At 66.1% G+C, this 10,657-nt stretch carries 6 protein-coding genes; 4 read left to right on the plus strand and 2 right to left on the minus strand.

Annotated elements, in window-relative coordinates; genetic code table 11:
• Positions 1-459: 459 nt before the first annotated feature.
• On the minus strand, positions 460-1,182 hold the full coding sequence (locus MBELCI_RS17005) for a lysozyme family protein (protein WP_131505588.1): 723 nt from the start codon (positions 1,180-1,182) through the stop codon (positions 460-462).
• Positions 1,183-1,415: 233 nt separating this feature from the next.
• On the opposite strand from MBELCI_RS17005, the gene MBELCI_RS17010 reads away from it, so the two are divergent.
• The 4 genes from MBELCI_RS17010 (at position 1,416) to MBELCI_RS17025 (ending at position 10,516) form a co-directional block, all read left to right on the plus strand.
• Positions 1,416-1,898 carry a putative pterin-binding protein gene (locus tag MBELCI_RS17010; RefSeq protein WP_021695488.1) on the plus strand — a complete coding sequence of 161 codons (483 nt, stop codon included), beginning with the start codon at positions 1,416-1,418 and terminating at the stop codon, positions 1,896-1,898.
• Positions 1,895-4,414, plus strand: a complete 2,520-nt coding sequence (locus MBELCI_RS17015; RefSeq protein WP_021695489.1) for a hybrid sensor histidine kinase/response regulator — start codon at positions 1,895-1,897, stop codon at positions 4,412-4,414. Before MBELCI_RS17010 ends, MBELCI_RS17015 begins: the two co-directional genes overlap by 4 nt.
• Positions 4,415-4,665: 251 nt before the next feature.
• A complete protein-coding gene (locus tag MBELCI_RS20540) occupies positions 4,666-7,530 on the plus strand; it encodes a GEVED domain-containing protein (protein WP_021695490.1) in 2,865 nt (954 codons plus the stop codon).
• A 34-nt stretch (positions 7,531-7,564) separates the two neighbouring features.
• Positions 7,565-10,516: a DUF11 domain-containing protein gene (locus MBELCI_RS17025; RefSeq protein ID WP_021695491.1), complete on the plus strand. Its 2,952-nt coding sequence runs from the start codon at positions 7,565-7,567 to the stop codon at positions 10,514-10,516.
• An 11-nt stretch (positions 10,517-10,527) separates the two neighbouring features.
• Here MBELCI_RS17025 and MBELCI_RS20545 read toward each other — a convergent pair.
• Positions 10,528-10,657 (minus strand): IS3 family transposase (locus tag MBELCI_RS20545; RefSeq protein ID WP_131505589.1); only part of this gene is annotated, 130 nt, incomplete at its 5' end.

The raw sequence follows: 10,657 nt of genomic DNA on the forward strand, positions 1-10,657 counted from the left end.
CTGGGTGAAAGGCTGTGGGAGCGTTTGGAAGCCTTCTTAGACCATTGATCCATCAGTCGTTTCGGGTCTGGAGACAGGGGCCGCCGCATCTGCGCAGCGGCCCCTGCGCCGTTCCGCCTCCTGTCTCTGGACGTCGCGGCCCTTGAGGCCTCCGCCGCCCCAGCGCCGGGCCGAATCCTCCGGCCTTGCGGTGCCCCAGGTCGGGCGACCGGCGAACGGCATCGGGGCGGCATGTCCCATCGCGACCAGTTGGAGTTTCGGACAGGCGGACGGCTCAGCCGTTGAGAGACAACGCCCAGCGCTTCGCAGCGTCCTTGCCTTCAGCTTCATGAGTGACGTCCGAAGCGACAGCACTGTTTTGACGCCCCGCGGCATCGAAGGGGAGCGCATACGGTCATGGCACGCAAGAAAGCCCCCATCCGGCGGGATGGGGCCATGGCGGAACGGAACGGGTTCGCGCTAGCGGTAGATCGCGCTGATCCCACGCTCGAAGCTGGCCCAGCTGATCGTGGCGCGATTGCCTGCGACGCCGTGATAATGCGAGCGGCCATGGCTGGCGGGCAGTCCCGCCCAGATCCGCGCGAGATTGTTCATGAAGCTGCGGCGGTCCATCGCGCCGCGTTCGAATCGCGCGAGCCCCGCATCCGCCAGCAGGAGATCGGCGAGGCGGTCCTGCGTATGCGGTGTGAACCTCGTGTCGAGGGACAGGCCCGAGCGGCGGACGAGCCCGCGCAGGGTGGCCGGAATGAACTGGTATCGGCCAATGGCATGGGGCTGTCCGGGCGTCGCGGCGACCCAATCGAATATGTCCCGCAGGGTCATGCGCGTGGGGGCCCGGGCGGGACGATGCCGGGCGCCATGCTGCACCGCGTCGTAGCCCGCGCCACCCGCTTCGGCCGCGGCGATGAGGGACAGGAGCCGCGCCTTTGCCGTTCCGCCGAAGATAGGCAGCGCGTCGTCCACACGGCCGGAGACCCGCGCGGCGCTCGCCCGGGCACGCTGGCGCAATTCGAGCTGGGTGTCGTCCTGCAAGAAAGGATCGCGCCCCTCGGCGAAGAAGGCCGGTGTCTCGTAGGCCGTGAAAAGCTCTGCGCGCAATCCGGTGTCGGCAAACGCGCCGGAACAAGGCAGCAGCAGGCAGACGGCCAGCGCCACGGGGCTTTTGGAAGGGACGAATCTCATGGCGAACCTCGTGCCTTGGGTGCGACGTCGCGTTCAGCGTGTCACGCCACGAGAGAGGCCGGCATCCGCTCGGGGGCATAGGCGCAAGGGTCCGCCGCAGGGGCGGCAAGCGGTGGCATAGTATGATCGGACAGGCGCACCTATCCGGACGGTCATGCATCGCAACCTAAGATGGGTCGCATGGCGGAAAGAAACACCGCAGCCTGAGAGTGTGAAAGACAGGAGCGCTCTGCATGTTCAGGCCGACAATCGCCATTCTTCTCGCCCTGACCCTGACGGCAGGAAACGCGACCTCCCAGCCGCTGGATATCCCGCTCGTGATCGCCACGAAGGAGGGTGCGCCGCTTCACCTCGATCTAGCCGATCTCGACGCGATGCCGCAGGAAAGCTTCGTCACCGGTACCTTGTGGACGGAAGGGGAGACGCGCTTTTCCGGGGTGCCGCTCGCCGTGCTGCTCGATCGGGCCGGGATCGGCGACGACGCCACCCGTATCGAACTCGTGGCCCTCAACGACTACAAGGTCGAGATCCCCCTCGAAGAGATCGAGGACACGCGCCCGATCGTGGCGACCCGCATGGATGGCAAGGTGATGGCGGTTCGGGACAAAGGCCCCTACTGGCTCGTCTACCCCTATGACGAGGATACCCGTTACCGGACCGAAGCCATCTACGCGCGCAGCATCTGGCAGCTTGGCCAATTGCGGGTGTCCGAATGAGCATCGCCCATTTTGAGGGAACAAGTGCTTTTGCCAAGTACAACCCCAAGATCAGGGCGGGGCTGCTGCTGGGGTTGGGAGTGATCTTCCTCGTGGTCCTGACCCTGAGCATGGCGCTCACGCGTCAGATGCGGCATTTCGAAACCGCGCAGAGCGACAGTCTGCAATGGAACCTCGCGCAGATGGAGCTTGAAACCTCCAACTTGCGGCGCGAGATCCTCGAAGCGCGGCTGTCCGAGGCGGCCAATCCCGGCCGCCCACGACTTCGGTTCGAAATATTCCTGAGCCGTATCAATCTGTTACAAGAGGGCGAGATGGCTCGCCTTTACGACGATCCCGAGGCGGCAGCGCTGCTGGACCGGATCGCCGCCACGAGCGCGCGGATCGACGCGCGTCTGGCCGACGCCACTTCGCCGCAATCGCTGGAGGCGACCGCCGAGGGGCTGAACCAGCTGCAACCGCTGATCCGGGAGCTTGCGCTGCATGGGCTTGATCAGGCTCTGCTCGACAGCGCAGCGCACCGTCACGGCATGAAGCGTCAGACGGAACTGACGATGGCCGTGGGTCTGGGCCTGCTGGCGGCGATGTTCGTGATGCTGCTCTCGAACGATCATCAGCGGCGCCGCGTGCTTGAGAAGGATGCCGTCCTGAGCCAGAGCGCGCGCCGCATGGGTTCGATCATCGGCGCCTCGCTCGACGCCGTCGTCTGCGCCGACCACAAGGGCTGCATCACCGATTTCAGCCCCGCCGCCGAAGAGATCTTCGGCTGGAGCCGGGAGGAAATTCTTGGCCTCTCCCTGCGCGACACCATCATTCCCCAGCGCTTTCGCGACGCGCATGATCGCGGCATGGCGCGTTTCCTGTCACGGCGCGAAGGCAAGGTCGTCGGCGGCGGACGGGTGGAACTGCAGGCTCTGCGCCGCTGCGGGACAGAATTTCCGGTGGAGATGAACCTGACCTCGACCGAAGGGCCGAACGGGCCGGTCTTCATCTGCTATCTTCGCGACATTTCCGACTGGAAGGAAAGCGAGGCCCGGTTGATCAGCGCCCGCGATGCCGCGACGGCCGCAGACGAGGCGAAATCGCGTTTCCTGTCGGTGATGAGCCACGAGATGCGCACCCCGCTCAACGGGATCATGGGCGTGCTCGATCTCATGCGGCGCACCGATCTCGATGCGGCGCAATACCGCCATATCGAGGTGGCCCTCGCCTCGTCGGAGGTGCTGCTGCAGCTCGTCAACGAAGCCCTAGACATCACACGGATCGAGGCGGGCGAGGAGCGCATCGAAACCGCGCCCTTCGCGCTGGTCCCGCTTCTCAGGCAGGTGAATGCGGGCCTGTCGCCTCTTGCCACCGAAAAGGGGCTGACGCTCGATCTGACGGTGGAGCTGGAGGCCGAAGGCTGGTTCGAGGGCGACGAGAAGCGCATCCGCCAGGTGATCACCAACCTGATCGGCAACGCCGTGAAGTTCACCCGCTCAGGCGGGATCGGCGTTACCGCCATTGCAGGCGAGACCGGCGTGACGATCCGGGTCGATGACACTGGAGTGGGCATTCGGCACGAAGATCTTGACCAGATCTTCGAAGAGTTTGTGGCCAAGTCGCAGCCCGGAGGCCGGCAAAGCCGCAGCGACGGGCTCGGCCTCGCTATCTCGCGGCGTCTCGCGCGGCTCATGTCCGGCGATCTCGTGGCGTTCAGCGCCAAGGGTGAGGGCAGCCGCTTCGAGCTGACCCTCCCCCTGCCCCGGGTCCGGCCTGCCGAGATCCCGGCAGAGGCGTCCGATGCCCCTGACGCATCGGATTGCGCGACCGCGCCGCTGTCGGTCCTCGTGGTGGAGGACAACCCGATCAACCGGCTGGTCCTGCGCGGCATGCTCGAGCGCCTCGGCCACCGCGTCACCGAGGCCGAGCATGGCGAAGAAGGGCTCGACCTGTTGCCGCGCGGCTTCGATCTCGTGCTCATGGATTTCGAGATGCCGGTTCTGGGAGGGCTGGAGGCGACGCAGCGGATACGGCGTCTTTCTCCCCCGCGTGGGGAGATCCCCGTCATCGGCCTGACCGCGCATGCGTCGTCCGAGATCTGTGCCCTTGGCGCGGATGCGGGAATGGACCGCGTCCTTTCCAAGCCCCTGCGCTTCACCACCCTTGCCGGGCTGCTGGGAGAGCATGTCCCGGAACCTGACCTGCAGGAGGCCGATCTCGACGACGAGGTGCTGGCCGAACTGGTGGAAACGGTCGGGCCGCAAAGCGTCGAACGCGCGCTCGACGGGCTCTTGAAGGAGTGGCAGGACATGGCGCGCCGGATCGACAGCGACGCGCCCGGTTCCGATCTGGCCGATCTCGCCCACCGCATGAAGGGGGGGGCCGCCATGCTCGGCATGAGTGGGCTCAGCCGCCAATTTGCCGAGATCGAGACCGACGAAACTCTCATCGATGTCGACCGGCTGGACCGGCTGTTGCGCGGTGCCGACGCTCACGCCCGCGCCCTGCTCCGCCAACAGCCACAGCCCGCCTGAACCTGATCTTTATCATCCGGCGATCAATCCCCCCGGACGTTCCGGGCCGGATGGTGAAGACGTACAACCTCCCTCAGGCGCGGCCCAAGCGCACAGGGACCTATGCCGCCGCATAGCCGGAATGCTCCCCCAGATTGCAGGATTTGTTGACCATTTCTTGCGACAATAGCTCGTAATCCGTCCGTCGCGAGGACGCGCAAGGCAACGCCGCAAGGCTATTTTCAGAGCGATCCTGCTGGAGCACAGTCACCATGCATCACACCAGAGCCCGTCGGCATTTCTTGCGCTGGAGCTTCGGCCTTCTCGCCTGGCTCGTGCTCGCGGTGAGCGTGATGGCGCATGGGGCATGGCTCGGGGGGGGCGGGATCGCGCTGACGGCGGCGTCGCGCCAGGCGATCGTCGACCGGATCGCGGGGGGCGAGGCGCCGCTCTCGGTGGGCGACGTGATCTCGGTCATCGCCGATTTTCCGGTCATCACGGCCGGCACGCTGGACGGGCCGGGCGGCTATGCCACGATCTATGTGCCGCCGGGCACAGAGGTGGTGGGCACCTACATCACCGACGCGGCCGGCACGCCCGTCGATGCACGGCCTGCCCAAGCAAGCACCGGCTCGGGCGTTTCCAAGGGGTGGGGCCCGAAGGGACAGCAGGTCTTTGACATCTCGCCCGAAGGCTGGAATCCCTCCGACACGACCCAGTGCCAAGCGGCGGGCTATTCGATTGCCGACTGCAATGCGGGGTTGGCCTATATCTACGGCGACACCGGCATCTTCTACTCCACCCGCGCCGACACCGCGCTTTTCGCCAATGGGGCACCCATCGCCACGCTCGAAAACGGTTATCTGGTGAATCCCACCAACGGCACGCCCTGGTCCTCGGTCGGCGGCAGCGGCACGGCGCGGGTCCACAACAAGTGGGACGCGGTGCAAGTCAACGCCTTTGGCTCCGGCGGCAATATAGACCCCAATGGTTTTACCGTCACCGAGGAGACGACAATCACCGGCGGCCGCGGGGCCACGCCGTTTCGAGCGGGCAGCCCGGTGGCGGGCCCCGACTCGGGCACGGATTGGGACCGCTACGGCACCACGGGTCCTTGGAACCGGATCAGCTATCCCGGCTCGTGCCGCGCCGACGATCCGTTGCTTGCCGGTCCCGACGGCCCGGCGACCGGGGCGGGCTCGGTGTTTCCCGAAACCCTGGACCCCGGGGTCAACACGGTCGTCGCCTGTACCGACACGACCGAGGGCTTCGCGCTCAATGACAGCGCGGCCACCGCCCTGCCCGCCGCGACCAATGCGGTGCGCTATGCCTTCGGCGGCATCGCCGAAGGCGAAACCTACTATGCCGTCATGGATCTGCGGGTCACCGACCTGTCGCAGCTTGGCTACATAAATGCCGAAGGGCATGGCGGCGATTCGGCAGAAGGGGCCTCTGCGGGCAACGACAACCCATGGCGCTACTGGGTCGCCGGCAGCTCGGCGATCTCGCCCGCAGGCCCCGAGGATCTGCATATCAACATCTCGATCACGGCGGTGAACGGCGTGCCTTATTCTGGTGGCGACATCCCCCAAGGCGCGACCCTGACCTACCGTGTCAGCTATGTGAACACGTCCCTCAGCCCCACGACCAGCGTGCAGACCCAAGTCACCTTGCCGCCCGAGATCGCGGGCACCTCGAATTTCCGCGTCGTGGAAGGCGAGGACATCCGCCCCGCGGGCACACCCGGTCCGGGCAGCTTTGCGCTCGGGACCATGGCGACGCTCGACGGGCTGGGCAGCGGCGCGATCGAGTTCGACGCCGCCCTGACCTCCGCCGCGACCGGCACCGTTACTGCCAGCGCCGCCAACAGCAGCGCCGAGGGCGGCGCCGACAGCGACAGCGTCACCGCAGCCATCACCGCCGCCCCGGTCGCGGTCATGCCCATCTGCACGGGCGAACGCTTCTCCCTCGTGGATTGGGGCAGCGATGCCCCGGCCGCCATCGGCATCCCCAGCGCCTTCTCGCGCTATGGCGTCAGCGGCACCATCACGGCGAGCAGCAATGCGTCTCCGCTGCGCCCGGCCGCGATCGGCACCGGCAACGAGCTCTACGCATCGGCCTATGGCGGCGCCACTGTGCTGAGCCAGCAATATGCGCGGGTGGAGGTCGCCTTCGACACCCCGATGAGCGCCATCCGCTTCTATGCCACGAGCCTCGACCTCGACGAGTCCGTCACCATCCATGGCGAGCTTGGCGGCGTCCGGGTCCAGCCTGCGCTTGCCGACGGGCCGATCTCGGCACCGATGCGCCGCGTGGCCAACGCCGACGGTTCGGTCTCGGGAGAGCGCGACAGCACCTTCTCCACCGCAGCGCTGCCGGAAAACTTCGCCGTCCTCGTGGGCTTTGGCCAGCCGGTCGACCGGATCGTGATCACCCATGACACGCGTCAGGCCAACGGGGCGAACTTTGCGGGCGCGATGCAGCTTACCGACGTCCAGGCCTGCGCCGACTTCACCGATGCGCCCTCGGCCTATGGCGACGCGCTGCATGCGGCTGGCGCAACAGCGACCTTTCGTCTGGGCGATACCGTGACAGGTGATGCCGGGCCGGGCAACGACGCCAATGCCGGGTCGGACGATGATGACGGGGTGGAAATTCCACCGCTGGTTCAGGGCTTTCTCGCCACGGTCGAAACCCAGGTGACCGGGGCGGCAGGCCGTCTGTCGGGCTGGATCGATTACAACGGCAACGGCGTGCTGGAGGAAGGCACCGCCGAGGAGGTCGCGCTCGATCTGGCCGATGACGGTACCGGAGCGGATGCGGCGGCGGGCGACGGGGTGATCTCCTTTGAGGTGATCGTGCCGGGCGATGCCGTGCTCGACCAGACCTTCGCGCGCTTTCGCTGGTCGTCGGCATCCACCTTGGGCATCACCGCCCCCGCCCCCGACGGGGAGGTCGAGGATTATCCGATCAATATCGCCGCTGCACCACTGGTCGACCGCGGCGACGCGCCCGCGAGCTATGGCGACCCGCTGCACATTATTTCGGATGCCGGAGTGTCGGGCACCTATCTCGGCGCGATCCCCCCCCGACCCCGAGGCCGCCTCTCAGGCGAGCCCGGATGCCAGCGGCGATGATCTCGACGGCAATGATGATGAAGATGGAGTGATCATGCCCGGTCTCTTTGCCGGGGGCACGAGCGAGATCACCGTGACCGTCAACGAGGTGACCGGCGGCGCGGGCACCCTGACGGGCGGGGTCGCCTATCTCTCGGCCTGGATCGATTTCGCCGGTGACGGCGTGTTCGACGCAAGCGACCGGATCGCCGCCGACCTGCGCGACGGCGAGGCGGGCGACAAGGACGGCGCCTTCAACGGCGAGATCAAGTTCGACGTCGCTGTGCCCGCCGACGCGACCCTGCTGCCGACCTTCGCGCGGTTCCGCTTCTCGACCACCGAAGGCATGGTGACGGTCGCGTTGGATGGCGAGGTCGAGGATTACCAGATCACCGTGTCGAACGACGACCCGCCCGTGGTCTGCGACAACGGCCTCTATCAGATCGCCACCAAGGATTCGACACTCAAGCGGATGCGGTTCGGCCAAGGTCCGAGCGGCTATACGCTGAACCTCGAAACCCTCGGTACGACCAACAACAACGTCAACGCGGGGTGGGGCTACAACGAGCTTGACGGCTACATCTACGGCGTGCGCAGTGGCAAGGGCGAATTGTGGCGCGTGGACGGGACCGGCACCTTCACCCGATTGGTCGACATCCCCAACACCGCCGCCGATGGCAGCAATGCGGGCGACATCCTCCCCAACGGCACGATGGTCTACAAGATCGATCAGTCAACCTGGCAGCTTCTCGATCTGAGCGATCCGACCGCGCCCGTCGATCTGGGCACGCTGAACCTCACGCAGCCGGTGAACACCGTCGATTTTGCCTCCAACCCGATCGACGGGGTGATCTATGGCATCAACTCGACCACCGACCGGCTGTTTCGCGCCTCCGCGAATGGCGGGCTGCCCGGCACCACCATGGTGGTGGAGTTCGGGCCCGCCATCTACACCGGCACCTATGGGGCCGTCTTCTTCGACGAGAACGGGCGCATGTATGCCTATGACAATAACACCAACATCATCTACCTGATCGACACCACCACCGGTTCGCGCCAGTTTCTGGCCGAAAGCGTGCAGGACGAAGGCGGCATCAACGACGGCGCGTCGTGCCGCGGCCCCTCCCCCGTGCCGCTGAGCGGTCTGGGCGGCAACATCTATGTCGATCAGAACGCCTCGGATGTGAAAGAGGCGTCGGAGACCAATCTCGGGGGGGGCATTCGTATCGATATTTATACCGACAACGGCACCCCCAACGATCTGACGGATGACAGCTTCGTCGCGACGGCCGACACCGACGCGGACGGCACCTATGCTTTCACCGGGCTGCCCGCGGCCAGCACTTACCGCCTTGAGGTGGACGTGACCGATCCGGACCTGCCCTCCGGTTCCCAGATCGGCACCTCGAACCCGATCGTCGGGGCCCGGCCCGACAGCTCCGGCATTGCCGTCGATTACGATTTCGGCTTCGACCCGCAATTCAGCGATCTTTTGATCACCAAGAGCGCCTTTCAAGCGGGCACCACCTCGCCCGTGACCACCGCCGCGCCCGGCGACATGATCGACTGGGTCGTCGAAGTCACCAATGACGGCCCCGGATCGCCATCGAACGTCCGGGTGATCGAGAAGATCCCGACGGGATTTGCCTATGTCAGCGACGACGCGCCCGCGACCGGTGACTTCTATGACCCCGAGACCGGCCTGTGGTTCGTCGACGAAATCCTCTCCGGAGCGACGGAACGGCTGACGGTGCGGGTGCGGGTTCTGGAGACCGGGTCGCATATCAACGAGGTGGAGATCATCGAAAGCTCCCTGCCCGATCTAGATAGCGATCCGGCCAGCGGCACGAGCATCGACGATCTGGGCGACGGGCGCGCCGACGATGATGAGGCGCGGGTCGAGATCACGCTCGAGATCGGCACGCGCCTTCTTTCGGGGCGACTCATCCTGGATGACGGGAGGAATGGCGGTACTGCGCATGACGGTGTGCGGAACGGTGGCGAGACCGGCACTCAGGCCGGAACCTTGCGGCTTCTGGACGCGGGCGGGGCGTTGCTGGCCAGCCCCGAGATCGCGGCGGATGGCCGCTGGTCCTACGCGCTCGACGACAGCTACACCGGGACACTCACCCTGTCGGTGACCCCCGCTGTGGACTGGATCGCGGTTTCCGAGGCGCCCGGCGCGGCACCCGGGCTGGACAATCCCAACCCCCATGACGGGACTTTCACCTTCACACCGGCACCCGGTACCGATCATGCCGGACTGGATCTGGGACTGGTCGCGGCACCGACGCTGAGCGAGGATCGCACCGCCAGCCTTGGCGCGGGGCAAACCACTCTGCTGCCGCATCTGTACCGCGCCGGCAGCCCCGGCGACGTCCGGTTCGAGATCACCGATATCGAGCAGTCCCCCGCGGACGCCTTTTCGGTCACGCCGTTTCTCGACACCGATTGCGATGGTACGCCGGAGACGCCGCTCAACGATCCGGTGCCTGTCGCCGCCTCCCAAGAGCTGTGCCTGCTGTCACGCGTCGTCTCCGGCAGCGGTCTGCCCCCCGGTGCCAGCTTAGTCTATGAGCTGATCGCGACGACGACGCTGGAGGCGACCGCTGTCGCGCATGTGGCCCAAGATCGCGACCGGGTGACCGTCGAGGTGGGCGGCGGCCAACTCGTCCTCGTAAAGACCGTGCGCAACCTTACGCAAGCCACGGCGGAAGGCGCCGCAAACCGCGCCGCGCCGGGCGATGTCCTTGCCTACCGCATCGAACTGATCAACCCGAGCCAGGCGCATGCTACCGACATCACGGTCTATGACCAAACGCCGCCCTACACGCAGCTCTCCGAACCCGTACCAAGTCCAGTGGCAGTTGGACCTTCACTGACCTGCTCGATAACGGCTCCTTCCACCAATACTGCAGGCTATGCGGGCCCGCTCAGATGGGACTGCGCAGGCTCCCACGCCCCCGGCGACCGTGGAAGCGTGAGTTTCGCGGTCAGGATTGAATAGCCCCGCGTTTCTTAGGCGCCCTCGTGCCTCAGTTTCTGCTGCCGCTCGAACTCGAGGGGCGACAGCATTCCGTTTCGCGCGTGCTTGCGCTTCGGATTGTAGAACATCTCGATGTAATCGAATGGCGATGTTGCGCAAATC

This window comes from Limimaricola cinnabarinus LL-001 (genome assembly GCF_000466965.1).
Taxonomy (GTDB): domain Bacteria; phylum Pseudomonadota; class Alphaproteobacteria; order Rhodobacterales; family Rhodobacteraceae; genus Limimaricola; species Limimaricola cinnabarinus.